The organism is Pseudomonas turukhanskensis, from assembly GCF_027922365.1.
GTDB lineage: Bacteria > Pseudomonadota > Gammaproteobacteria > Pseudomonadales > Pseudomonadaceae > Aquipseudomonas > Aquipseudomonas turukhanskensis.
Genome location: NZ_BSFN01000005.1, coordinates 58,906 through 80,930 on the forward strand (window position 1 = coordinate 58,906; position 22,025 = coordinate 80,930).

A 22,025-nucleotide genomic window follows, 5' to 3' on the forward strand; every position below is an offset into this window, starting at 1 on the left:
GTTACTCATTGCGCCCCGCTCCCCGTTGCGCCCGGGCTTGCAAACGCTGGGCGCCGGCAGTGTCGCCCTGGGCGGCGAGCAAGGCTGCCAATTGCGCCAACGCCGCCGGATGCTGGGGTTGCAGGTACAGCGCCTTGCGGTAAAAACCCTGGGCGCCGGCGGCATCGTTTTCCACTTCGCATAGCAGCCCCAACCAATAAAAGACTTCGGCCGACGGCCCGTGCCTGGCCAGCAACGCATCGCCCAAACGACGGGCTTCGGCGGTGCGGCCCTGGTTGGCCAACGCGGCCAGCTGCGCCAACTGCGCGGCGCTGTCATCCGCCGGGGTCGCAGCTTTTTTATTGGCTGGTTTGACTGGCAGCGTGGCCACCGGTCGCGGCGTAGGCAACGGCGGCGGGCGGCGCACCACGGGCGCAACGGTAACGGGCGCAGGCGGCTGATTGACGGGCTGGCGGCGAAACGCGAACGACAGCGCAATACCCAGCGACTGCATGCCCAGGCGGGTAAACAGACTGGCCTCGGCCGGGCCGATAAACAGCACGCCGTCGTCACGGGTCAGGCGCTTGAGCACGTCCATCGTTTGTTCTTGTGTGGCCACGTCGAAATAGATCAGCAGGTTGCGGCAAAAGACAAAGTCATAGGCCTGCTCGCCAGCCAGCAGCCCCGGTTCCAGCAGGTTACCGACCTGAAAGCGCACCTGCTTGCGCACCGACTCATTGAGCCGGTAGCCATTGGCTTCGGTGCTGAAGTGCCGGTTGCGAAAACCTAAGGTTTCGCCGCGAAACGAATTGCGCCCGTAGCGGCCTACAGTAGCGCGCTCGATCGACAGCGGGCTGATATCCAGCGCATCCACCTTGAAGGCATCGGCCGCCAGGCCTGCATCCAACAGGCACATGGCAATCGAATACGGCTCCTCACCGGTTGAACACGGCAGGCTTAACAGACGCAGTGGGCGCGCGCCGGCCAACTCGGCAGCGCGGCGGGTGGCCATGCGCGCCAGGGTGGCGAAAGATTCGGGGTAACGGAAAAACCAGGTCTCGGGCACGATTACCGCTTCGATCAGCGCCTGCAGTTCGGCGTCCGAGTGGTGCAGGTCGTGCCAGAACGTTTCCAGATCGCGGCCCGGTACGCTGGCCATGCAGCGGCGGACGGCGCGCTCGATGATCGAGGCACCGACGGTGATGGCATCCAGGCCGATCTTGTCTTTGAGCAGTTGCTCGAAGCGGGGGTCGACGGTCATAGCGTCAGCCCTTGCGGCGGGAACAGCAGCGCCTGCACCGTTTCCGGCAACAGTTGGTCGATGGCGATGCGCTGCACCAGGCCAGCGGCGGTTTCCACCACCGGGCCTAGGTACGGCGAAGCCGGGTTGACCAGGCCGTAATCGCGAAAGGCCTCGGCGTCGCAGCGCAAGGTGTCGCTGGCCTGCTCCAGCACCAAGCCCAGCGGCCGTGTAAGGCCATCAGCGGTGCGGTAATGGACCAACACCGTGCGAGTGCTGGTACGCGCCACGGCGGCGGTACCCAGGCTGAGTTGGCACAGGTCCAATACCGGCACGAGGGCACCCCGGAAGGCGAACACCCCGGCCACCCAGACCGGCGCGCCGGGCAGGGTTTTGACTGGCACCCGCGGCAACACAGCCACCACGTCGCGCGCGGCCAGGGCATAGCGCTCAAGGCCCAGGGAAAACAGCAGGTACAGCGGGGCCTTGTGCCCGTGCGCCGGCTGCTGGTTGGCGTTCATAAGCGGCTTCAGACCTTGAAGCTCGACACGCCGCTGCGCAGGCTGCCGGCCACTTGGTTGAGTTCTTCGATGGCAAAGCTGGCCTGGCGCAGCGACTCGACGGTCTGCCCGGTGGCCTCACCCAATTGCGTCAGCGCCTGGGTGATCTGCTCGGCGCCGGTGGCCTGGGCCTGCATGCCCTCGTTAAGCACCACTACGCGCGGCGCCAGGGCCTGCACCTGGTCGATGGTTTGCGACAGTTGCTCGCCCACTTCCTGCACATCGCTCATGCCGCGACGCACCTGCTCGGAGAATTTATCCATGCCCATCACCCCGGCCGACACCGCCGACTGAATCTCGCGCACCATCTGTTCGATGTCGTACGTGGCGACGGCGGTCTGGTCGGCCAGACGGCGCACTTCGGTGGCAACCACCGAAAAACCGCGTCCGTACTCGCCAGCTTTTTCCGCCTCGATGGCGGCGTTGAGCGACAGCAGGTTGGTCTGGTCTGCCACTTTCACAATGGTGGTCACCACCTGATTAATGTTGCTCGCTTTCTCGTTGAGAATGCCAAGTTTGGCGTTCACCAGCTCGGCGGCGCCCATCACCTGGCGCATGGTTTCTTCCATGCGCTGCAAGCCCACCTGTCCGGCGCCGGCCAGGTGCGAAGCCTGCTCGGCGGAGTAACTCACTTCGCCCATGGTGCGCACCAGGTCACGCGAGGTGGCGGCAATTTCCCGCGAGGTGGCGCCGATCTGCGTGGTGGTGGCGGCCGTTTCGGTGGCCGTGGCTTGTTGCTGTTTGGAGGTGGCGGCGATTTCCGTCACCGCGGTGGTGACCTGCACAGCCGAGCGCTGCGACTGCGACACCAGAGCCGTGAGGTCATCGATCATGGCATTGAAGCCGCTCTGCACCGCGCCGAATTCGTCGGCGCGCACACCGTTGAAACGGGTGGTGAGGTTGCCCGTGCGCATCACCGTGAGAATCTGCGCCAGGTTATTCAGTGGGCCCATGATGGCGCGCATCAAAATAAAGCCGCTGATCATCGCCACGGCTATGACCAGCAACAGCGACAGCACCATGCTGACCTTCGCGCCGCTGGCCTGGCTGGTGATATTGGTGGTGGCCACGTCCGCACGGTCTTTGTTGAACTGCACCATGGCCAGCAACTGCTCGCGGCCCTTGGCCCATACCGGGCGCAACTGCTCATTGAGAATTTTGCGCGCCACCAGCGGCTGGCCTTGCTGGAACTGGCCGAGCACTTCCGATAGCAGCTTGTTGAATTCCTCGCGTTGCTTGAGGAAGGCGTCCAGGTGAGCCTTATCTTCGGAGTCGACAATCGAGCGCTGGTATTCAGCTACCCGAGCCATCAGTTTTTCGTCGTTGCTGTTGAACTCGGCCAGCGTCGCGGGCGGTATCACCTGTTCATCGGAAAGGCCCACCACTTGTTGGGCGAGGATAAAACTGTCGACCCAGGAGCTACGGATATAGGAGCTGAAATACACCCCAGGCATGGAGTCGTTGGCCACGCTTTTGGCCCCGGCCTCGATGGTTACCAGGCGTGAATAGGCCACGGCGATCATCAGAATGACGATCGCGATAATCACCGCAAAACTCGCCAGGATGCGCTGACGCAAGGTCCAATTCTTCACACTTCACTCCCCATACGAACGGTGCCGGGGCACGGCTCAAGCTGACGGCGACAGGTGGCGCGCCAATGCCAGCGACTGTAAGACGCGCCCTACACAGGCGCAAGCAAACAAAGCGTAGCAGCGGGTAAGCGAATCAACGACTTAAACGCGGCAGTTCGGGTGAAACATGGGCAGCCGCACGGCGCAACGGCTGCATCGTGAATAAAAAAGGCCAGCTCACATCGGTGAGCTGGCCTTTTTTTGCCGCTTGTCAGGGCTTACAACGGCTTGCCACGGTTGCCGTGGGCGCTGACGAAGCTCTGCATGGCCTTTATGTCGTTGGCCAGGACGGTGCAACGCTCCGGGCGGTCGAACAGGTCTTGCAGGTGCGGCGGCAGAATCGGGCCTTTGCCAACGCCGGCTTTTTCCACCGCTTCGGGGAATTTCACCGGGTGGGCGGTGCCCAGAATCACCATCGGGGTGCTCAGGCTGCGACGGCACTCGCGTGCGGCTTTAACGCCAATGGCGGTGTGCGGGTCGAGCAGCTCGCCAGTTTCGGCATACACCTGGGCGATGGTTTCGCAGGTTTCTTCGTCGGTCACGGCCAGGGAGTCGAAGAGCTTGCGCGCTTCGGTCCAGCGGTCTTGGTCGACGCTGAAACCGCCGCCTTTCTTGAAGGTGGCCATCAAGTCATTGATAGCGGCGCCGTTACGGCCGTGCAGGTCGAACAGCAGGCGTTCGAAGTTGGACGACACCATGATGTCCATCGACGGCGACAAGGTCGGGTGCAGCGTGTCTTTCACATACTGATTGCCGCTCATAAAGCGGTGCAGGATGTCGTTGCGGTTGGTGGCGACGATCAACTGGCTGATCGGCAGGCCCATGTTGCGTGCCAGGTAGCCAGCGAAGATGTCGCCGAAGTTGCCGGTGGGCACCGAAAACGCGATGGAGCGCGCCGGGCCGCCGAGCTGCAGAGCCGCGTGGAAGTAGTAGACGATCTGGGCCATGATCCGCGCCCAGTTGATGGAGTTCACCGCGACAAGGCGTGTGCCTTTGAGGAAGCTCTGGTCGGCGAAGCTGTCTTTGACCATTTCCTGGCAGTCGTCGAAGTTACCTTCCACGGCGATGTTGTGGATGTTGTCGCCCAGGATGGTGGTCATCTGCCGACGCTGCACTTCGGACACGCGGTTGTGCGGGTGCAGGATAAAGATGTCGACGTTATCGCAGGCCTTGCAGCCTTCGATGGCAGCCGAGCCGGTGTCGCCGGAGGTGGCGCCGATGATCACCACGCGCTCGTTGCGCTTGGCCAGTACGTAGTCCAGCAGACGGCCGAGCAGTTGCAGGGCGAAGTCTTTGAACGCCAGGGTCGGGCCGTGGAACAGCTCCAGCACCCACTCGTTGCCATTCAACTGGCGCAGCGGCGCCACGGCGTTATGGGCAAATACGCCGTAGGTTTCTTCGAGAATCTTTTTGAAGTCGGCATCCGGAATGCTGCCGGTGACGAACGGACGCATGACGCGAAAGGCCAGCTCGTGGTAAGGCAGGCCGGCCCAGGAAGCGATTTCTTCCTGGGTGAAATGCGGCAGGTTTTCCGGCACGTACAGGCCGCCGTCGCTGGCCAAGCCGGCCAGCAATACGTCTTCGAAATTCAGCGCAGGCGCTTGGCCGCGGGTACTGATGTAACGCATGGAAAAGTCCTCAGCTCAGTTGCTCAACGCGGATACGCACGACACTGCCGACCACATCGCTCAGGGCTTCCAGGGCAGCGATGGCGTCGTTCATGCGTTGTTCTACTACGCGGTGAGTGACCAGGATCATGGGCACCAGGCCGTCTTGTTCTTCGACTTCCTGTTGCATGATCGATTCGATATTGATGCCGCGCTCCGACAGGATGGTTGCCACCTGGGCCAATACGCCGGGGTGATCCTTGGCCTGAATGCGCAGGTAATAGGCGCTCTCGCAGGCTTCGATGGGCAGAATCGGATGGGTGGACAGCGCGTCTGGCTGGAACGCCAAGTGCGGCACGCGGTTTTCCGGGTCGGTGGTCAGGGCACGAACCACATCCACCAGGTCGGCGATAACCGACGAAGCGGTCGGCTCCATGCCGGCGCCAGCGCCGTAGAACAGGGTGCTGCCGGCGGCGTCGCCGTTGACCATGACGGCGTTCATTACGCCATTGACGTTGGCGATCAGACGGTCGGCCGGAATCAGCGTCGGGTGCACACGCAACTCGATACCGGCCGCGGTGCTGCGCGCCACGCCCAGGTGTTTGATGCGGTAGCCCAGCGCTTCGGCGTAGTTGACGTCGGCGGTGGTGAGCTTGGTTATGCCTTCGGTATAGGCCTTGTCGAACTGCAGCGGAATACCAAAGGCGATGGAGGCCAGAATGGTCAGCTTGTGGGCAGCGTCGATGCCTTCAACGTCGAAGGTGGGGTCGGCTTCGGCGTAACCCAGGGCCTGGGCTTCGGCCAGCACGTCTGGGAAGGTGCGGCCCTTTTCGCGCATTTCGCTGAGGATAAAGTTGCCGGTGCCGTTGATGATGCCGGCCAGCCAGTTGATACGATTGGCGGCCAGGCCTTCACGGATGGCCTTGATCACCGGGATGCCGCCGGCTACAGCGGCTTCAAAGGCGACGATCACGCCTTTTTCGCGGGCCTTGGCGAAGATTTCGTTGCCGTGCACGGCAATCAGCGCCTTGTTGGCGGTGACCACATGCTTGCCGTTTTCAATGGCTTTGAGCACGAGTTCGTGGGCCACGGTGTAGCCGCCGATCAGCTCGATGACGATGTCGATTTCCGGGTTGGTGGCCACCGCGAACACGTCGTTGGTGGTGGCAATACCGGTAATGTCGCACTGAGGGTTCTGCGAACGCAGCGCAATCTGCGCCACTTCGATATCGCGCCCTGCGCGCCGGGCAATTTCCTCGGCGTTGCGCTTGAGCACATTGAACGTACCGCCACCGACGGTACCCAGCCCACAGATGCCTACTTTGACCGGTTTCACCCTGAACTCCCCAGATCCTGCTGCGTGAAACGGCCCGCTCAGCGCGGGCCGTGAATATAAAAGAGCCGCACCTTACGAAGCGGCTGGGTATTAGTCAATCTGGCCGCAAGGGCCGAAATTACTTGGCCTTCAAGGCCAGAGCAGCGACTTGTGGCGCCGGCTGATAGCCCGGGATCAATTTACCGTCAGCCAACACGATGGCGGGCGTGCCATTTACCCCGATGTTTTGCCCCAGGGCGAATTGCTTGTGCACCGGGTTTTCGCATTTGGCAGCTTTGATGTCTTTGCCGGCAACCATCTGGTCCATGGCTTTTTTGCGGTCGCTGGAGCACCACACGGCCTGCAGTTGATTGTCACCTTCGGAGCCTGGGCCCTGGCGCGGAAAGGCCAGGTAGCGCACTTCCACACCACGGCGGTTCAGTTCGGCGATTTCGCCGTGCAGTTTGTGGCAGTACGGGCAGGTGGTGTCGGTGAACACCGTGATATGGGTTTTGGCTTCACCGACCGCAGGGTAGATGACCATTTCGCTGGTAGGAATGGCGTTGATGGTTTTGGCGATACCTTCGCTTTCAGCTTTTTCGGTAAGGTTGACCGGCTTGCCGTCATTCACTTCAAACAGGTAGCCCTGCATCACGTATTTGCCGTCGGCGCTGGCGTAGAGCACGCGACCACCTTGCATACGCACTTCATACAGACCATTGAGGGGGCTGGCGGCGATGCTTTCGATGGGCACATCCATCTGCAAATTTTCCAGGGTCTTGCGGATAGCTTGGTCGGGCTCATCGGCCCAGGCCATGCAACTGCTCAAGGCGATAAGGGCAGCAGCAATAATTCGGGTGGCGCGCATTGGATACTCCTGGCAAACGCGGCTTAACAGCGAGGGCGAAGCCTACCATACAAGCCCGGCCCAGGCCGACCGCAGCGGGTCGGAACGTGCTACGGACTGTGTGGCGGATTAGCCGCGCGGGTGATGGCGCGCGTGCAGTTCCTGCAACCGGGCGCGGGCGATGTGGGTGTAGATCTGGGTGGTGGACAGGTCGCTATGGCCGAGCAGCATCTGCACGACGCGCAGGTCGGCACCATGGTTGAGCAGATGCGTGGCAAAGGCATGGCGCAGGGTGTGCGGCGACAACGCCTTGCTGATACCGGCCACCTTGGCGTGGTGTTTGATGCGGTACCAGAAGGTCTGTCGGGTCATCTGCTCGCCGCGGTTGCTGGGAAAGAGCACGTCGCTGGGCCGCCCTTCCAGCAGTTGCGGGCGAGCTTCACGCATGTAGCGCTCGATCCACACAATCGCTTCCTCGCCCATCGGCACCAGGCGTTCTTTACTGCCTTTGCCAAATACGCGCAGCACGCCCTGACGCAGGTTGACTTGCTCCAGCGTGAGGCTGATCAGCTCGGTAACACGCAGGCCACAGGCGTACAGCACCTCGAGCATGGCGCGGTCGCGCAGACCGATGGGTTCGCTGGTTTCTGGCGCGGCCAGCAGCGCCTCCACATCGGCTTCGGACAGGCTTTTGGGCAAAGGCCGGCCCAGCTGCGGCATTTCTACCTGCAGGGTGGGATCCACCGCGATGAGGTTTTCCCGCAGCAGGTAGCGATAAAAGCCGCGCACGGCCGAGAGAAAACGTGCGGTGGAACGGGCAACGTACTTTTCTTGCAGGCGCCAGCCCAGGTGGTCCAGCAGCACATCGCGGCCGATTTCGGGCAGGTTTAGCCCGCGCTCCTGCAACCAGCCGTTGAAGTGCGCAAGGTCACTGCGATACGCCGAACGCGAGTGTTCGGAGAGGCCCTTTTCCATCCAAAGGGCATCGAGAAACTGGTCAATGAGAGGGTGATCAAGAACCGGCATAAATAGGCTGTATCTGAGACGCGGGAGCGGGCTAGTCTTTCACAGCCTCGCCTTGCATCACAGGCTAACTGCCAAGGAAAAGCGAAGGCCGCTGTTTGCCCGTGACAACAACCATCACGTGCACGTCGCCACCCCGACGCAAATCTGCAGCCACTGGCAGGCTGGGTACTGGTGGCCATGATCGACCCGCAGCCGGAATAGGCGTCCGACGGTTGGCTCGAAAATGCCGGAGTCACCCTATCTTTGGGTGGGTGACAGGCCGGCATCGGCCAGCCATGATTTCAACTCGCCACTACTGCCGCCGGACGTTTTCCATGGCCACTCAGCACAACTCCCGCCTCGGTCAAATTCTGCTGAACAAAGGATTGATCAGCCCCGACCAACTCGCTCACGCCATCCAGTCACAAACCAGCAGCCACAAGCGGTTGGGGGAAATCCTCATCGAACAAGGGCTGGTCACGGAACGCCAGCTCGGCAAGGCACTGAAGAAACAAAGCAGCCTGCGGGTTGCCGCCACCCTGGTGGCTGCCCTGCTCAGCCCCTTTCAAATGGCCAGCGCGGATTTGCATCGGCCGGCGGCGAGCAGCGTCAGCCGTACGTTGCAGCCGCTGAATGACTCGGAAATGAGCAACGTCAGTGCACAGGGCCTGGACGATGTATTGCAGGGGCTGTTTCTGCAGGCCGAAAGCGGCGACGGCATCGGCACAGCGGCAAAGCTGGCAAAACTGGTGATGCCGGTGCTGAACAGCCTGGATGCGGAAACGTCGATGAAAGATGTGCGCTACGACACCAGCAAACTGACCTCGGTGTTGAATGCCGATGGCAGCGTGAACGTGCGCTTGCCGAGCTCGATTGGAGAGCTGCGTTTTGACAATGTGCGGGTGGCGGGGGCCGGTGTGGGGCAGAGCATGGGGAGCGTGACGCTCCAGGACATCGACCTGTCCCAGGCCTCCCTGCGCATCAGCATGCGACCGTAGCTTTTGATTTTGTAGATACCGTATTGCTCACTGATGGGCAAGACGGTATCTACAACAGCGCCGTCAAAGCCCTGGCAACACCGGCACCGGCTGCTTATTGTCGTCTATGGCGACAAAGCTGAAAACGCCGGTAATGGCCTTCTCACGCCCATCGCTGTACATGCTTTCGACAAACACCTCGACCTCGACCTTGAGGCTGGTGTTGCCGACTTTCACTACACGCCCCACCAACTCGACGATGGACCCGGCGGCAATTGGGTGCTTGAAGTCGATACGGTCCGAGGACACGGTCACCAGTGGCAACCGGCAAAAACGCGTGGCGGCAATAAACGACACCTCGTCCATCCACGCCAACGCCGTACCGCCGAACAGGGTGTTGTGGTGGTTGGTGGTCGGCGGGAAAACGGCCTTGGCGACGCGGGTTTCCGACAGCGCGGTGCGCCGGATGATTTCTTGCTCTCTGGGGGTCATGCCATAACTTCCGGATGCGGACTGACGTATTCGCGGGCAATAAAAAAGCAGCCCGAAGGCTGCTTTTTCTACAAGGAGACTGGGGTTAAACCAGTTTTTCCTTGATGCGAGCTGCTTTACCAGACAGGTCACGGAGGTAGTAAAGCTTGGCTTTACGTACGTCACCGCGACGCTTGACGGCCAGGCTGTCTACCAGCGGGCTGTAGGTCTGGAAGGTACGCTCAACGCCAACACCGTTGGAGATTTTGCGAACGGTGAAAGCACTGTTCACGCCACGGTTGCGCTTGGCGATTACAACGCCTTCGAACGCTTGCAGACGCGAACGGTCGCCTTCTTTCACTTTAACTTGAACGACTACGGTGTCGCCCGGAGCGAAAGTAGGGATCTCTTTGCTCATCTGCTCGGCTTCGAGGGCCAAGATAATTTTGTTAGTCATGCTGTGCTCCTAAGACAAACCAACTGGCCTGCCATCGATACGTTAACTATCGTCCCGTTGCCGGATGTATTCCGCCAACAGCTTTTTCTCTTCTCCAGAAAGCGAGCGGCTTTCCAGAAGATCAGCGCGTCGTTCGCTGGTCCGACCAAGGGACTGCTGCAAACGCCAACGCCGGATGTGTGCGTGATTGCCGCTAAGCAACACGTCGGGAACGCGCTTATCCGCATACACCTCCGGTCGGGTGTAGTGCGGGCAGTCGAGCAAGCCATCCGTAAAGGAGTCTTCCTCGGCCGAATCCGCATGACCCAGCGCACCAGGCAGCAGACGCGTTACCGAATCGATCAGAACCATTGCCGGTAGCTCACCACCGGAAAGGACGTAATCCCCGATCGACCACTCTTCATCGACATGCGTTTCAATGAACCGCTCATCGATGCCTTCATATCGCCCGGCAATGAGGATCAAGGTCTCCTCTTTTGCCAGTTCTCGCACGGCTGACTGCGTCAGCTGGCGGCCTTGCGGCGAAAGGTAAATGACCTTCGCCTGCGCTCCAGCGGCTTGCTTGGCATCGGCCAAGGCGCCCTCCAGAGGCTTGATTTTCATCACCATGCCGGGGCCACCGCCGAAAGGACGATCATCCACCGTCTGGTGGCGATCTTCGGTGTAGCTTCGGGGATTCCAACAGGTCAGCTGCAAGAGCCCCTGTTTCACCGCGCGGCTGGTAATACCGTATTCGCTGATGGCAGCAAACATTTCCGGGAACAAACTGATGACTTCAACACGCAGGCTAGCCATATCTCTACTAACCGTTGATTAGAAGTCCGCATCCCAGTCAACCCGCATTTCGCCAGCGGCCAGGTCGACCGAAAGAACGCAGTGCGCCGTGTAAGGCAGCAAACGTTCGCGATCATCCAGGCTGCCCGCGCAGGGCTTGACCACCATCACATCGTTAGCACCGGTCTCCAGCAAGTGGTCGATAACCCCGAGCAATTGCCCGAGCTGGTCGATTACCTTCAAACCTTTGAGCTGGTACCAGTAGTACTCGCCATCGGTCAGATCTGGGAGCAGGCTGCGGGAAACACAAATGTCGAAACCCGCGAGAAGACGAGCTTCTTCACGGTCGTCGAGACCCTTCAGCTTTGCTACGAGGACCTTGTTCTGCAACCGGCCCTGGGCTAACTCAACCTGACGTACATCACCGTCGCGTTTAAGCGTCCAGCGTTTGTAGTCCAGCAGGTTGTCAATCGGATCGGTAAAGGAGTAGACCTTCACCTCGCCGCGAACACCATGCACCGAAACAATCTTGCCGATGACGATCAGATCATCAGCGGGAGCGGGCGTCGCGTTCATGCGGCTTAGGCTGCTGCCTTGGCGGCATCCTTGAGCAACTGAGCAACGCGCTCAGAAGGCTGTGCACCCTGGCCGAGCCAGTAGGTAGCACGCTCTTGGTCTACGGACAGACGGATCTCTGCACCGGAAGCGATTGGGTTGAAGAAACCAATACGCTCAACAAAACGACCGTCGCGCGCATTGCGGCTGTCGGTCACGGTGAGGTGGTAAAACGGGCGCTTCTTGGAGCCGCCACGGGCAAGACGGATGGTTACCATGTGAACATCGTTCCTGTAGTCGGTGCTGCAAAACTAAAAATACATGCCAGGCACTAGGCCCGAAAGGCCGCATATTCTAAGGATTATCGGGATTTTTGCAAATCTCTTTTTGCCCTGCCCCGATGACAGACGCTCACAGGCCCCGAACAAGCGATCCATTTGCGTGGAGAACGCCAGGGCATTGCCTGTTTCCAGAGCCGCCCGGGCGAAAACAGATTTACATTTTTGGCATACCACCGCCGCCTGGGAACATCCCCCCCATGCCGCGCATCATCTTGGCCATACCGCCTTTGGCGGTGACCTTCTTCATCATCTTCTGCATCTGCTTGTGCTGTTTGATGAGACGGCCAATATCCTGCACCTGAGTGCCCGAACCCATGGCGATGCGACGCTTGCGCGAGCCGCTGATGACGTCCGGGTCGCGGCGCTCCTGAGGGGTCATCGAGTTGATGATCGCCTCCATCTGCTTGAACTGCTTCTCCGCCGCGCCCTGGGCATTGCCCATCTGCGCCAGGTTCATGCCGCCGATGTTCGGCAGCTTGTCCATGAGGCCGCCAAGGCCGCCCATGTTTTTCATCTGTTGCAGCTGGTCGCGGAAGTCTTCGAGGTCGAAGCCTTTGCCCTTCTTCAGCTTTTTGGCCAGCTTGTCGGCTTTGTCGCGGTCGAGGGTCTGTTCGGCCTGTTCGATCAGGCTGAGCACGTCGCCCATGCCGAGAATGCGCGAGGCGATACGGTCGGGGTGGAACGGCTCGAGCGCGTCGCTCTTCTCACCCATACCGATGAACTTGATCGGCTTGCCGGTAATGGCACGCACCGACAGCGCGGCACCGCCTCGGGCATCACCGTCGACTTTGGTCAGCACTACGCCGGTCAACGGCAGCGCATCGCCAAACGCCTTGGCGGTGTTGGCGGCGTCCTGGCCGGTCATGGCGTCAACCACGAACAGGGTTTCGACCGGGTTGATCGCGGCGTGAACAGCCTTGATCTCGGCCATCATCTCTTCATCAATGTGCAGACGACCGGCGGTGTCGACGATCACCACATCGATGAATTTGATTTTGGCTTCGCGAATCGCCGCTTCGGCAATCGCCACCGGCTTCTGGGTGATATCGGACGGGAAGAACGTCACACCGATATCGTTGGCCAGCGTTTCCAGCTGTTTGATCGCAGCCGGACGGTAGATGTCAGACGACACCAGCATCACGGTTTTCTTTTTGCGTTCTTTGAGAAAGCGCGCCAGCTTGCCGGCGGTGGTGGTTTTACCGGCGCCCTGCAAACCAGCCATCAGCACCACGGCAGGCGGGGTGGAGTTGAGCGCCAGATCTTCGTTGGCAGCGCCCATCAACTCTTCGAGTTCAAGGCGCACAATCTTCACGAACGCCTGGCCGGGCGTCAGGCTTCTGGAAACTTCGGTACCAACGGCGCGCTCTTTGACTTTATTGACGAAGTCTTTCACCACCGGCAGCGCGACGTCGGCTTCCAGCAAGGCCATGCGCACTTCACGCAGGGTGTCCTTGATGTTGTCCTCGGTCAGCTTGGCCTTGCCGGTGACATGGCGCAGGGTCTGCGAGAGGCGATCGGTTAGATTTTCGAACATGCGCGTTCCTTTCAGGCGGTCTGGCGCCGGGGTGAGCTTGCAACAAGGGCGCGATTATAACCAAGACTCCCCAACCCTGACACCGCTGGCGGTCTTTCGTGAAACGGGCGTTTTATGCCACACTCTCGCCCTTTCGGGCTCGCCTTACACGGACTTATGCACCCTCTGCTGCCTAGCCTCGCCGCCGCCTTCCTTTATATAGGCGCCACCGCTTACCAAGGCCTGCGCCTTTCTCAGCGTAAATTGCCCTCCAAACGCGTGCTCGCCCCTCTGGTGTTGCTGGCGTTGTTTTTCCATGGCGATACGCTGTTCATGCAGCTGCGCGCAGAAGCCGGGCTGGCCCTGGACTTCTTCAACGCCGCGAGCCTCATCGCCTACGCCGCCATCTTGCTGACCATCGTCGCCAGCGCGCGCATTCCGGTGCTCAACCTGTTGCTGCTGTTCTTGCCGCTGGGCATCCTCACGGTATTGCTGGCGCAGTTCGTACCGGCCGGCACGGTGCCGGTGATCAACGAAAAGCCGGGGATTCTGGCCCATATCCTGCTGTCCATTCTGGCCTACGGCATGCTCACCATCGCCGCATTCCAGGCCTTGCTGTTGCTGCTGCAAGACCACCAGCTCAAGCACAAGCACCCCTCCGGCCTGATCAAGAATTTTCCGCCGCTGCAAACCATGGAAAGCCTGCTGTTCGGTTTTCTCTGGGCCGGCTGGGCGCTGCTGAGCCTGTCATTGATTTCCGGCTGGCTGTTTCTGGACAACCTGTTTGCCCAGCATCTGGTGCACAAAACCTTCCTGGCCTGCGTGGCCTGGCTGATCTTTGCCGTGCTGCTGTGGGGTCGCCATCAGCGCGGCTGGCGCGGACACAAGGCCATTCGCTGGACCCTCGCCGGCTTCTGCCTGCTGATGCTGGCGTATTTCGGCAGCAAGCTGGTACGTGAATTCATCCTGCACATCTAGCCTAGGCTGCCACCGTGTCTGACCTGAATCCGCAGTACCTGTTTGGCCTGCTGGTGGCGCTGATTTTCTTCTCGGCGTTTTTCGCAAGCGCAGAAACCAGCCTGCTCAGCCTCAACCGCTACCGCCTGCGCTACCTGGCCAAGCAAGGCCGACGGGGCGCCAAGCGCGCCAGCACCCTGCTCAATCGCCCGCAGCTACTGCTCGGCGTGCTGCACTTTTGCAACACGCTGGTGACCGTACTGGCCGCCACGGTAGCGGCGCTGCTGGCCACCCGCCTATGGGGCGAGTTCGGCCTGATTCTTTCCACGCTCGGCCTTACCCTGGCGCTGTTGCTGCTCGCCGACATCACCCCGCGCACCCTCGCCGTACTGCGTCCGGAAGCCTTCGCCTTTCCCCTCAGCGCACCGCTACGCTTGCTGGTTGAACTGCTCGAACCGCTGGTGTGGCTGCTCAACGCCATCAGCAACTCCCTGCTGCGCCTGTGCCGCATCGACCCCACGCGCAAGCGCAAGGACGGCCTCAGCGCCGAGGAATTGCGCAGCGTGGTGCGCGAGGCCACCCACGAGTTGCCACAAAACCGTCAGAGCATGCTGCTGAGCATTCTTGACCTGGAAACGGTGACGGTTAACGACATCATGATTCCGCGCAACGAGGTTACCGGCATTAACCTCGATGACCCGCTGGACGACATCATCACCCAGCTACGCACCACCTCGCACACGCGCCTGCCGGTGTTTCGCAGCGACCTCAATCAAGTTGAAGGCGTGGTGCATATGCGCCAGATCGCCCGCCTGCTGACCCACGACCAGTTGACCATCGAAGCCCTGAGCGCCGCCGCCCACGAGCCCTACTTCGTGCCGGAAAGCACACCGCTGTCGACCCAACTGCTGAACTTTCAGAAGCACAAACGCCGCATCGGCATCGTCGTCGACGAGTACGGCGATGTGCAGGGGATTGTCACCCTGGAAGACATCCTGGAAGAGATCGTCGGCGACTTCAGCAATCAGGACGCGCTACGCAGCCCCGATATCCACCCGCAGGAAGACGGCACCCAGGTGATCGACGGCGCCGCCTATATCCGCGAAGTGAACAAGGCACTGGGCTGGAGCCTGCCGTGCGACGGGCCGAAAACTCTGAACGGCCTGATCACCGAAGCGCTGGAAAACATCCCTGACAGCGCGGTGTGCCTGAAGATCGGGCCGTATCGCCTGGAGATCCTGCAATCCACCGACAACCGGGTGAAAAGCGTGCGCGTCTGGCGCCCTACTCCTCGGGTAAGCCCAGACGCGCCGATCGAAAGCGCCGATTAGCTGAAGGTGTAATTGTCAGCGCCGCCGCCGCGCTTTTATAGTCGCCCTACCTACCGCCTCGCCTGCCATCCGCAGGTAGGCCGGTGCCGCGCGCAAGGCCTCACAAAGCCCCTAGCATTCGCGGCACAGCCCCAGCGTTTTACCCCTGCGCGCTACCACAATAATTTGCTGCGGCCATGGCCTTGCCCATGGTCCGGCCCTGCCCATCGAAGGCGAATCATGACCAGCGCTATCGCAACGCCCGCCCGCGACGAGACACAGCCGGTGAACTCCACCGCCCGTGTTGCCACGGCCAGCTTTATTGGCACCGCTATCGAGTTCTACGATTTCTATGTGTACGCCACCGCGGCAGCGCTGGTGATCGGCCCGGTGTTCTTTCCGGCTACTTCTACCACCGCGCAAACCTTGGCGGCTTTCTTGAGTTTCGGGATCGCCTTTCTAGCCCGCCCGCTGGGCTCGGCGCTGTTCGGCCACTTCGGCGACCGCGTGGGGCGCAAGTCGACGCTGGTGGCGTCCCTGCTGCTGATGGGCGTGTGCACCACGTTGATCGGCGTGTTGCCGGGTTACAGCAGCATTGGCGCCTGGGCGCCGATTCTGTTGTGCCTGCTGCGCTTTGGCCAAGGCCTGGGGCTCGGCGGCGAATGGGGCGGCGCGGCCTTGTTGGCCACCGAAAACGCCCCGCCTGGCAAACGCGGCTGGTTCGGCATGTTCCCGCAGCTCGGCCCTTCGATTGGTTTTCTCGCTGCCAACGGTTTGTTTCTGACCTTGGCCATGACCCTCAGTGACGAGCAATTCAAAGACTGGGGCTGGCGCATTCCGTTTCTGCTGAGCGCCGTGTTGGTGATGGTCGGTCTGTACGTGCGCCTGAAGCTGGAAGAAACCCCGGTGTTCGCCAACGCCGTCGCGCGCCACGAACGGGTGAAAGTGCCGCTGCTCGAACTGTTCAGCCAATACTGGGCACCCATGCTGCTGGGCGCGGGCGCCATGGTGGTGTGCTATGCGCTGTTCTATATCTCGACGGTGTTTTCCCTGAGCTACGGCATCACCAGCCTGGGCTACACACGGGAAACCTTTCTCGGTTTGTTGTGCTTTGCCGTGGTGTTCATGGCCTTGGCCACGCCGCTGTCGGCTTGGGCCAGCGATCGCTACGGGCGCAAGCCGGTACTGATCGTGGGTGGCGTACTGGCGATTCTTTCCGGCTTTCTGATGGAACCGCTGCTCACCCACGGCTCGACCTGGGCGGTCGCGCTGTTTCTGAGCATCGAGCTATTTCTGATGGGCGTGACCTTCGCGCCAATGGGCGCCCTGTTGCCAGAGCTGTTCCCTACCCGCGTGCGGTACACCGGCGCGTCGGCGGCATACAACCTGGGCGGCATTGTCGGCGCCTCTGCAGCGCCGTTCTTCGCCCAGCAATTGGTGGCGATGGGCGGCTTGAGTTGGGTGGGCGGGTATGTGTCGGCGGCAGCGTTGCTTAGTTTGCTGGCGGTGCTGTGCCTGAAAGAAACCAGAAACGCCGATCTGCAAAAGATCGCCTGAGGTCTGCTGCGCGCCGGCCAAGCTGCGTTGAATCAGGTGCCCAGAATGCTCATTGACTACAGTCAACTCCGCTTCCGGCCACCTGATTCGCCTTGCTTGGCTCTAGCTCGCGAGACCTCGGACAACGTCTGAAGCTTTTTAAAGCTCTACCACCACCGCCTGTGCAGCACGCGTCGCTTTGGCACGCGCCGCATCGGTGGACTCATCACGCGCCAGGGCCACGCCCATGCGGCGCTGGCCGTTCACTTCTGGCTTACCAAACAGACGCAACGCCGTGTCCGGCTCGCTCAGGGCGGCGCCGAGGTTGCTGAATGCCGTCTGGGTCGACTTGCCTTCCACCAGCACCACCGCCGAAGCCGATGGGCCGAGCTGGCGAATCGCCGGAATCGGCAGACCCAGAATCGCGCGGGCGTGCAGAGCGAATTCCGACAGGTCTTGAGAAATCAGGGTAACCAGACCGGTGTCATGCGGGCGCGGGGAGATTTCGCAGAACCACACCTGATCGCCTTTGACAAACAGCTCCACGCCAAACAGACCGCGCCCACCCAGCGAGCCGGTAACGGCCAGGGCAATGCGTTCGGCCTCGGCACGGGCTTTGTCGCTCATGACCTGTGGCTGCCAGGACTCCTGATAGTCGCCTTTCACCTGACGGTGCCCCACCGGCTGGCAGAACGTGGTGCCGCCCACATGGCGCACGGTGAGCAGCGCAATTTCGTAATCGAAGTCGATAAAGCCTTCGACAATGACCCGACCCTTGCCGGCACGGCCACCGGCTTGGGCGTAGTCCCAGGCGGCCTGCAAGTCGGCAGCGCTTTTGAGCACCGACTGGCCTTTGCCCGACGAACTCATGATCGGCTTGATCAGGCAGGGAAAGCCCAGCGCTTCGGTAGCCGCCTTGGCTTCTTCGAAGGTGTCGGCAAAGCGGTATGGCGACGTCGGCAGGCCCAGCTCTTCGGCGGCCAGACGGCGAATGCCTTCGCGGTTCATGGTTAGCTGCGCGGCACGCGCGGTTGGAATCACGGTGTAACCTTCGGTTTCCAGCTCGGCCAGGGTGGCGGTGGCGATGGCTTCGATTTCCGGCACGATGTAGTGCGGCTTTTCCAGCTCGATCACGGCGCGCAGGGCGGCGCCGTCAAGCATGTCAACCACGTGGCTGCGGTGGGCCACCTGCATGGCCGGAGCGTTCAGGTAACGGTCCACGGCAATCACTTCAACGCCAAGGCGCTGCAGCTCGATCACCACTTCCTTGCCAAGCTCACCCGAGCCACACAGCAAGACGCGCGTCGCGCTGGGCGACAAGGGGGTTCCGATACGAGGCATGAGGCATTCCTTCACGTGCAATTTAAAAGTTAGGTATTCAAACGGGTTTGCTGGGCTCGGTCAGCAGGCCGCTGGCCCGCGCCCGCTGCAGGCAGTAACCAAGCACTAGGCGGCGCTCGGCGTTGTCCATGCGGCCCCAGCGAATGATTTCGTCCGCGGTGCGCTGGCAACCGGTGCACACATCGTTGTCATCCAGCGCACACACGCTGACGCAGGGTGAGCGTACCGGGCGTTCGGCGTCCATCAGTCGTCCTGCTCTACCAGGTCGCGGGCGTAGCGCTGCGAATTATGAACGTAGTGAGCGGCGCTGGCTTCGAGCATTTTCTTTTGCTGGTCATTCAGTTCGCGCACCACCTTGCCGGGCGACCCCATCACCAGTGAGCCATCGGGAATTTCCTTGCCCTCGCCGATCAGCGAATTGGCGCCGATGATGCAGTGCTTACCAATCTTGGCGCCGTTGAGAATCACCGCATTAATGCCGATCAGGCTGTACTCGCCCACGGTGCAGCCGTGCAACATGGCGTTATGGCCGATAGTGACACCGGTGCCGATATTCAGCGGAAAGCCCATGTCGGTGTGCATCACGGTGCCGTCCTGCACGTTGGCGTTCTCGCCGATATGAATCAGCTCGTTGTCGCCGCGCAGCACAGCGTTGAACCACACGCTGGCGCCCTTTTCGAGTTTGACCTTGCCCACCAGCGTGGCATTGGGCGCGACCCAGCTTTCGGGATGGGTTTCGACACTCGACTGTCCCAGGCGGTATTTCATCGGTGGTTCCTCACGGCTTTTTTGGCTTTCTATTCACTCAGCTCAAGCTGATGTAATGGTCCGGCGGCTGATGCAGGCTGATGCCGGCGTCGTAGAGCAGGTTGACCAGCTCGACCACCATGATCGCCGTCAGCCCCCAGATTTTGTATTCGCCGTACCGGTAGCTGGGCACGTACCAGTCGCGCCCGCGGTAATCGATACGGTGGGTGACCTCACGCGGGTCGGTGCGGAAAAACTCCAGCGGCACGCTGAATACCGAGGCAATTTCGCCGTCGTTGGCCTGGTACTCGACGAAGTCCGGCACCACGCCCACGTAGGGCGTCACTTGAATGCCGTGGCGCGACACCAGGCTGCTGAGCGGCCCGATGACCTCGACCAAACCGGGCGGCAGGCCGATTTCCTCCTGCGCCTCGCGCAGGGCGGTAGCAATCAGATCGGTGTCTTCGGGGTCGCGGCGCCCGCCGGGAAAGGCGACTTCGCCACCATGGGTCGAGAGCCCGCTGGCACGCAGGGTGAGCACCAGTTCAGGGGTGTCACTGCGGGTTATGGGGACCAACACGGCGGCTTCTGGAAAACTCCCGTCGGCGCCCAGAACGACTGGTTGGTAGTCGCGCACGCGCTGGAGCATCTCATCGAGCATGGGACAATCTCGGTCTTTTGTTCTGCCGGGCATGATGGCACGAAAGCGTAAAGCTGCCCAAGCCCCGCGCCCGGTCGCTGGGCGGTTGTCGTCATGCCTTGCCGAGCGAAGCCTGGCACGCCAAGATGCCAGGCACCGCCGCAACCACGCCCCAGGAGACGGGATGAACTACTGCAGCCAATGCGGCCATCGCGTGTCGCAGCGCATTCCAGAGGGCGACAGCCGCCTGCGTTATGTATGCGATGAATGCCAGACCATCCATTATCAGAACCCGCGCACTGTTGCCGGCTGCCTGCCGGTGTGGGGCCAACAGGTGCTGCTGTGTCGCCGCGCCATCGAACCGCGCCGTGGGTACTGGACACTGCCAGCCGGCTTTATGGAAAACGGTGAAACCATGGCCGAAGCCGCCATGCGCGAAACCCTGGAAGAAGCCTGTGCGCGGGTGCGTAACCTGGAGCTCTACGGCCTGTATGACCTGCCGCATATCAGCCAGGTATACGTGTTTTTCCGCGCCGAACTGGTTGACCTGGACTTTGCCGTCGGCGAGGAAAGCCTGGAGGTAAAGCTGTTTGATGAGGCTGACATCCCTTGGTCCGAGCTGGCTTTCCCGACCGTAGGCCGTACCTTAGAATGCTTCTTCGCCGACCGGGTCGCCCAACACTTCCCGGTGCGCAATGAGCCACTAGAAGCTCTGCGCCCACACTTTCCAGCTTCTTATAAAAAGAGCGGCGTTTAAAACACACAACATTTCGGGCTGCTGCACGCAGCCCACACTGGAACTGCATCGATGCGTTGGTTGTTAGCCGCTGTCTGCCTGTCGTTTGCGATGCTCTCGCACGCCTCCACCACTGTGACCCTGGACGGCAAGACCGTGGACAAGGTGTTGGTGATAAAAGCCGAGCACAAACTGTTTCTGATGAACCGTGGCGAAACGCTGAAAACCTACCGCATCTCGCTGGGCAAAAAACCCAAAGGCCCGAAACAACGCGAAGGCGACAGCCGCACCCCTGAAGGCTATTACTGGATCGACTGGCGCAAGACCAGCGAGAAGTACAACCTGGCCATGCATATCTCCTACCCCAACATCAAAGACCAGGCCGCCGCCCGCAAGGAAGGCGTACCGCCGGGCGGCATGATCATGATTCACGGCACGCCGATCGACGACGAATTCCCCGAGTGGTATTTCAATACGCTGGATTGGACTGAAGGCTGTATCGCCATGAAAAACGACGATATGCGTGAGGTGTGGAGTTTGGTGAAAGACGGGACGTTGATCGAGATTCGCCCTTAAACCTCACCGGCTTACGCTTGTCGTACCTGGGTTCCCGCCTGCGGGGACGACGGTGGACTTGAATAACACTCCCGTCATTCCCGCGTAGGAGGGAATCCAGAATGGGTCAGGAAAACGAAAGAAGGCGCCTCACTTGGCGCCTTCTTTGTTCAGAAAACCAGATCCGACAACCGCCACACCTCGAACGCCGGCGTCTCATACGGGTGCGCCTTGCGCAGCGCCTTCACCGCATCGTGAATCAGCTCATCCGCTACCACCAGCTCCACCTTCCATTCCGCCACATGCTCAAGCACACCGGCCTGACCAATAAACGCCTTGCTGCCGGTTAACGGGCGGAACTGCCCCTGCCCCAAAGATTGCCAGCAGCAACTGTCGTAATCCCCTATGCGCCCTGCACCGGCTTCAAACACAGCACTCTTTACAACGTCCAGATGACTTTCCGGAACGTAAAAACACAGCTTGTACATCGTGGTCTCCACGGAGCATTGGCACGGCTTGCTTACGCAGGATTTTGGCGCCAAATAGTCAGCGCGCAGTGATGGCATATTGCCTCAATCTCACGTAAACGTGCAATTTCACAATGGTTGTTGGAGTACAAAACTGCGCCGAGTGTTCAGGCCAAGTTAGACAGGTTGCTCATAAGCCCGACCAGAAGCGTCGCCACTTGGCCTTCCATGACGGAGCCGGCGGGTTGTGGCTGCCATCGCAGAACGGCAGGTTTTTCGACTGCCCACAGCGGCACAGCAACAGGCGTTGCTCGCGCCTGGCGGTGAAGATCAGAGCGTTTTCGCATTCGGTGGTGCAGTCCGGCGATTGCGCCGACTGCCCGCAGGTGCACAACCGCAAGGTGACGCCTGCTTCAAGCAAGCGCACCTCGGGGAGCAAAGGCGGCTTCATGCCGCGGCGTAGG

General features: G+C 60.9%; 25 protein-coding genes. 6 read left to right on the forward strand and 19 right to left on the reverse strand.

Annotated features, from left to right (window positions below; genetic code table 11):
- Window position 1: 1 nt before the first annotated feature.
- From PKE98_RS10690 to xerD, 7 genes are all read right to left on the reverse strand, one after another.
- Entirely contained in the window at window positions 2-1,240 is a 1,239-nt protein-coding gene (locus tag PKE98_RS10690; RefSeq protein WP_271195279.1) for a CheR family methyltransferase, read from the reverse strand.
- A complete protein-coding gene (locus tag PKE98_RS10695; RefSeq protein ID WP_271195280.1) occupies window positions 1,237-1,740 on the reverse strand; it encodes a chemotaxis protein CheW in 504 nt (167 codons plus the stop codon). Before PKE98_RS10695 ends, PKE98_RS10690 begins: the two co-directional genes overlap by 4 nt.
- An 8-nt stretch (window positions 1,741-1,748) precedes the next feature.
- Window positions 1,749-3,371, reverse strand: coding sequence for a methyl-accepting chemotaxis protein (locus PKE98_RS10700; RefSeq protein WP_271195281.1), 1,623 nt, complete (start codon window positions 3,369-3,371; stop codon window positions 1,749-1,751).
- A 257-nt stretch (window positions 3,372-3,628) separates the two neighbouring features.
- Window positions 3,629-5,038 (reverse strand): threonine synthase, encoded by a 1,410-nt coding sequence (thrC, locus tag PKE98_RS10705; RefSeq protein WP_271195282.1) that lies wholly within the window; start codon window positions 5,036-5,038, stop codon window positions 3,629-3,631.
- Between the two features lie 10 nt (window positions 5,039-5,048).
- Window positions 5,049-6,353: a homoserine dehydrogenase gene (locus PKE98_RS10710; protein ID WP_271195283.1), complete on the reverse strand. Its 1,305-nt coding sequence runs from the start codon at window positions 6,351-6,353 to the stop codon at window positions 5,049-5,051.
- Window positions 6,354-6,471: 118 nt separating this feature from the next.
- Window positions 6,472-7,200, reverse strand: coding sequence for a bifunctional protein-disulfide isomerase/oxidoreductase DsbC (gene dsbC, locus PKE98_RS10715; protein WP_271195284.1), 729 nt, complete (start codon window positions 7,198-7,200; stop codon window positions 6,472-6,474).
- A 108-nt stretch (window positions 7,201-7,308) separates the two neighbouring features.
- Complete coding sequence (gene xerD, locus PKE98_RS10720; protein WP_271195285.1) at window positions 7,309-8,205, reverse strand: site-specific tyrosine recombinase XerD; 897 nt, start codon at window positions 8,203-8,205, stop codon at window positions 7,309-7,311.
- A 314-nt stretch (window positions 8,206-8,519) separates the two neighbouring features.
- Here xerD and PKE98_RS10725 point away from each other — a divergent pair, with 314 nt between their 5' ends.
- On the forward strand, window positions 8,520-9,182 hold the full coding sequence (locus tag PKE98_RS10725) for a cyclic di-GMP-binding domain-containing protein, MshE-related (RefSeq protein ID WP_271195286.1): 663 nt from the start codon (window positions 8,520-8,522) through the stop codon (window positions 9,180-9,182).
- A gap of 63 nt (window positions 9,183-9,245) precedes the next feature.
- Here PKE98_RS10725 and PKE98_RS10730 read toward each other — a convergent pair whose 3' ends face one another.
- From PKE98_RS10730 to ffh, 6 genes are all read right to left on the reverse strand, one after another.
- Window positions 9,246-9,653, reverse strand: coding sequence for an acyl-CoA thioesterase (locus PKE98_RS10730; RefSeq protein ID WP_271195287.1), 408 nt, complete (start codon window positions 9,651-9,653; stop codon window positions 9,246-9,248).
- Window positions 9,654-9,738: 85 nt separating this feature from the next.
- Window positions 9,739-10,089: a 50S ribosomal protein L19 gene (rplS, locus tag PKE98_RS10735; RefSeq protein ID WP_108095773.1), complete on the reverse strand. Its 351-nt coding sequence runs from the start codon at window positions 10,087-10,089 to the stop codon at window positions 9,739-9,741.
- A gap of 42 nt (window positions 10,090-10,131) precedes the next feature.
- Complete coding sequence (trmD, locus tag PKE98_RS10740) at window positions 10,132-10,884, reverse strand: tRNA (guanosine(37)-N1)-methyltransferase TrmD (protein WP_271195288.1); 753 nt, start codon at window positions 10,882-10,884, stop codon at window positions 10,132-10,134.
- An 18-nt stretch (window positions 10,885-10,902) separates the two neighbouring features.
- Complete coding sequence (rimM, locus tag PKE98_RS10745; protein ID WP_271195289.1) at window positions 10,903-11,439, reverse strand: ribosome maturation factor RimM; 537 nt, start codon at window positions 11,437-11,439, stop codon at window positions 10,903-10,905.
- A 5-nt stretch (window positions 11,440-11,444) separates the two neighbouring features.
- Window positions 11,445-11,696: a 30S ribosomal protein S16 gene (rpsP, locus tag PKE98_RS10750; protein ID WP_108095776.1), complete on the reverse strand. Its 252-nt coding sequence runs from the start codon at window positions 11,694-11,696 to the stop codon at window positions 11,445-11,447.
- 217 nt (window positions 11,697-11,913) lie between these two features.
- Complete coding sequence (gene ffh, locus PKE98_RS10755) at window positions 11,914-13,293, reverse strand: signal recognition particle protein (RefSeq protein ID WP_271195290.1); 1,380 nt, start codon at window positions 13,291-13,293, stop codon at window positions 11,914-11,916.
- A gap of 156 nt (window positions 13,294-13,449) precedes the next feature.
- Here ffh and PKE98_RS10760 point away from each other — a divergent pair, with 156 nt between their 5' ends.
- The 3 genes from PKE98_RS10760 to PKE98_RS10770 all read left to right on the forward strand — a co-directional run bounded on the left by PKE98_RS10760 (window position 13,450) and on the right by PKE98_RS10770 (window position 17,096).
- Window positions 13,450-14,250, forward strand: coding sequence for a cytochrome C assembly family protein (locus PKE98_RS10760; protein ID WP_271195291.1), 801 nt, complete (start codon window positions 13,450-13,452; stop codon window positions 14,248-14,250).
- Window positions 14,251-14,264: 14 nt separating this feature from the next.
- Window positions 14,265-15,560 carry an HlyC/CorC family transporter gene (locus PKE98_RS10765; RefSeq protein WP_271195292.1) on the forward strand — a complete coding sequence of 432 codons (1,296 nt, stop codon included), beginning with the start codon at window positions 14,265-14,267 and terminating at the stop codon, window positions 15,558-15,560.
- A 219-nt stretch (window positions 15,561-15,779) separates the two neighbouring features.
- Complete coding sequence (locus PKE98_RS10770) at window positions 15,780-17,096, forward strand: MFS transporter (RefSeq protein WP_271195293.1); 1,317 nt, start codon at window positions 15,780-15,782, stop codon at window positions 17,094-17,096.
- 138 nt (window positions 17,097-17,234) lie between these two features.
- Here the strand turns inward: PKE98_RS10770 and purT are convergent, their stop codons facing one another.
- From purT to PKE98_RS10790, 4 genes are read right to left on the reverse strand one after another with little or no spacing between them, the layout of a single operon-like run.
- Entirely contained in the window at window positions 17,235-18,416 is a 1,182-nt protein-coding gene (gene purT, locus PKE98_RS10775) for a formate-dependent phosphoribosylglycinamide formyltransferase (RefSeq protein WP_271195294.1), read from the reverse strand.
- Between the two features lie 37 nt (window positions 18,417-18,453).
- Complete coding sequence (locus tag PKE98_RS10780) at window positions 18,454-18,663, reverse strand: DUF1289 domain-containing protein (RefSeq protein WP_271195525.1); 210 nt, start codon at window positions 18,661-18,663, stop codon at window positions 18,454-18,456.
- On the reverse strand, window positions 18,660-19,184 hold the full coding sequence (locus tag PKE98_RS10785) for a gamma carbonic anhydrase family protein (protein ID WP_271195295.1): 525 nt from the start codon (window positions 19,182-19,184) through the stop codon (window positions 18,660-18,662). Before PKE98_RS10785 ends, PKE98_RS10780 begins: the two co-directional genes overlap by 4 nt.
- Before the next feature lie 37 nt (window positions 19,185-19,221).
- Window positions 19,222-19,824, reverse strand: coding sequence for a CoA pyrophosphatase (locus PKE98_RS10790; RefSeq protein WP_271195296.1), 603 nt, complete (start codon window positions 19,822-19,824; stop codon window positions 19,222-19,224).
- Between the two features lie 163 nt (window positions 19,825-19,987).
- Between PKE98_RS10790 and PKE98_RS10795 the strand changes: the two genes are divergently transcribed.
- Both PKE98_RS10795 and PKE98_RS10800 read left to right on the forward strand, forming a co-directional pair.
- Window positions 19,988-20,560: an NUDIX hydrolase gene (locus PKE98_RS10795; RefSeq protein WP_271195297.1), complete on the forward strand. Its 573-nt coding sequence runs from the start codon at window positions 19,988-19,990 to the stop codon at window positions 20,558-20,560.
- Between the two features lie 51 nt (window positions 20,561-20,611).
- Window positions 20,612-21,115, forward strand: a complete 504-nt coding sequence (locus tag PKE98_RS10800; protein ID WP_271195298.1) for a L,D-transpeptidase family protein — start codon at window positions 20,612-20,614, stop codon at window positions 21,113-21,115.
- Window positions 21,116-21,264: 149 nt separating this feature from the next.
- Here the strand turns inward: PKE98_RS10800 and PKE98_RS10805 are convergent, their stop codons facing one another.
- Both PKE98_RS10805 and PKE98_RS10810 read right to left on the reverse strand, forming a co-directional pair.
- The gene (locus tag PKE98_RS10805; RefSeq protein ID WP_271195299.1) at window positions 21,265-21,582 is read right to left on the reverse strand and encodes a YqfO family protein; all 318 of its coding nucleotides are present in this window, start codon (window positions 21,580-21,582) and stop codon (window positions 21,265-21,267) included.
- 169 nt (window positions 21,583-21,751) lie between these two features.
- Window positions 21,752-22,012 carry a CDGSH iron-sulfur domain-containing protein gene (locus PKE98_RS10810; RefSeq protein WP_271195300.1) on the reverse strand — a complete coding sequence of 87 codons (261 nt, stop codon included), beginning with the start codon at window positions 22,010-22,012 and terminating at the stop codon, window positions 21,752-21,754.
- Window positions 22,013-22,025: the final 13 nt, after the last annotated feature.

Coding starts and splice junctions, on each gene's coding strand:
- PKE98_RS10690 (WP_271195279.1), bottom strand. CDS start 1,240: ATGACCGTCGACCCCCGCTTCGAGCAACTGCTCAAAGACAAGATCGGC.
- PKE98_RS10695 (WP_271195280.1), bottom strand. CDS start 1,740: ATGAACGCCAACCAGCAGCCGGCGCACGGGCACAAGGCCCCGCTGTAC.
- thrC (WP_271195282.1), bottom strand. CDS start 5,038: ATGCGTTACATCAGTACCCGCGGCCAAGCGCCTGCGCTGAATTTCGAA.
- dsbC (WP_271195284.1), bottom strand. CDS start 7,200: ATGCGCGCCACCCGAATTATTGCTGCTGCCCTTATCGCCTTGAGCAGT.
- xerD (WP_271195285.1), bottom strand. CDS start 8,205: ATGCCGGTTCTTGATCACCCTCTCATTGACCAGTTTCTCGATGCCCTT.
- PKE98_RS10725 (WP_271195286.1), top strand. CDS start 8,520: ATGGCCACTCAGCACAACTCCCGCCTCGGTCAAATTCTGCTGAACAAA.
- PKE98_RS10730 (WP_271195287.1), bottom strand. CDS start 9,653: ATGACCCCCAGAGAGCAAGAAATCATCCGGCGCACCGCGCTGTCGGAA.
- rplS (WP_108095773.1), bottom strand. CDS start 10,089: ATGACTAACAAAATTATCTTGGCCCTCGAAGCCGAGCAGATGAGCAAA.
- trmD (WP_271195288.1), bottom strand. CDS start 10,884: ATGGCTAGCCTGCGTGTTGAAGTCATCAGTTTGTTCCCGGAAATGTTT.
- rimM (WP_271195289.1), bottom strand. CDS start 11,439: ATGAACGCGACGCCCGCTCCCGCTGATGATCTGATCGTCATCGGCAAG.
- rpsP (WP_108095776.1), bottom strand. CDS start 11,696: ATGGTAACCATCCGTCTTGCCCGTGGCGGCTCCAAGAAGCGCCCGTTT.
- ffh (WP_271195290.1), bottom strand. CDS start 13,293: ATGTTCGAAAATCTAACCGATCGCCTCTCGCAGACCCTGCGCCATGTC.
- PKE98_RS10760 (WP_271195291.1), top strand. CDS start 13,450: ATGCACCCTCTGCTGCCTAGCCTCGCCGCCGCCTTCCTTTATATAGGC.
- PKE98_RS10770 (WP_271195293.1), top strand. CDS start 15,780: ATGACCAGCGCTATCGCAACGCCCGCCCGCGACGAGACACAGCCGGTG.
- purT (WP_271195294.1), bottom strand. CDS start 18,416: ATGCCTCGTATCGGAACCCCCTTGTCGCCCAGCGCGACGCGCGTCTTG.
- PKE98_RS10785 (WP_271195295.1), bottom strand. CDS start 19,184: ATGAAATACCGCCTGGGACAGTCGAGTGTCGAAACCCATCCCGAAAGC.
- PKE98_RS10790 (WP_271195296.1), bottom strand. CDS start 19,824: ATGCTCGATGAGATGCTCCAGCGCGTGCGCGACTACCAACCAGTCGTT.
- PKE98_RS10795 (WP_271195297.1), top strand. CDS start 19,988: ATGAACTACTGCAGCCAATGCGGCCATCGCGTGTCGCAGCGCATTCCA.
- PKE98_RS10800 (WP_271195298.1), top strand. CDS start 20,612: ATGCGTTGGTTGTTAGCCGCTGTCTGCCTGTCGTTTGCGATGCTCTCG.
- PKE98_RS10805 (WP_271195299.1), bottom strand. CDS start 21,582: ATGTACAAGCTGTGTTTTTACGTTCCGGAAAGTCATCTGGACGTTGTA.
- PKE98_RS10810 (WP_271195300.1), bottom strand. CDS start 22,012: ATGAAGCCGCCTTTGCTCCCCGAGGTGCGCTTGCTTGAAGCAGGCGTC.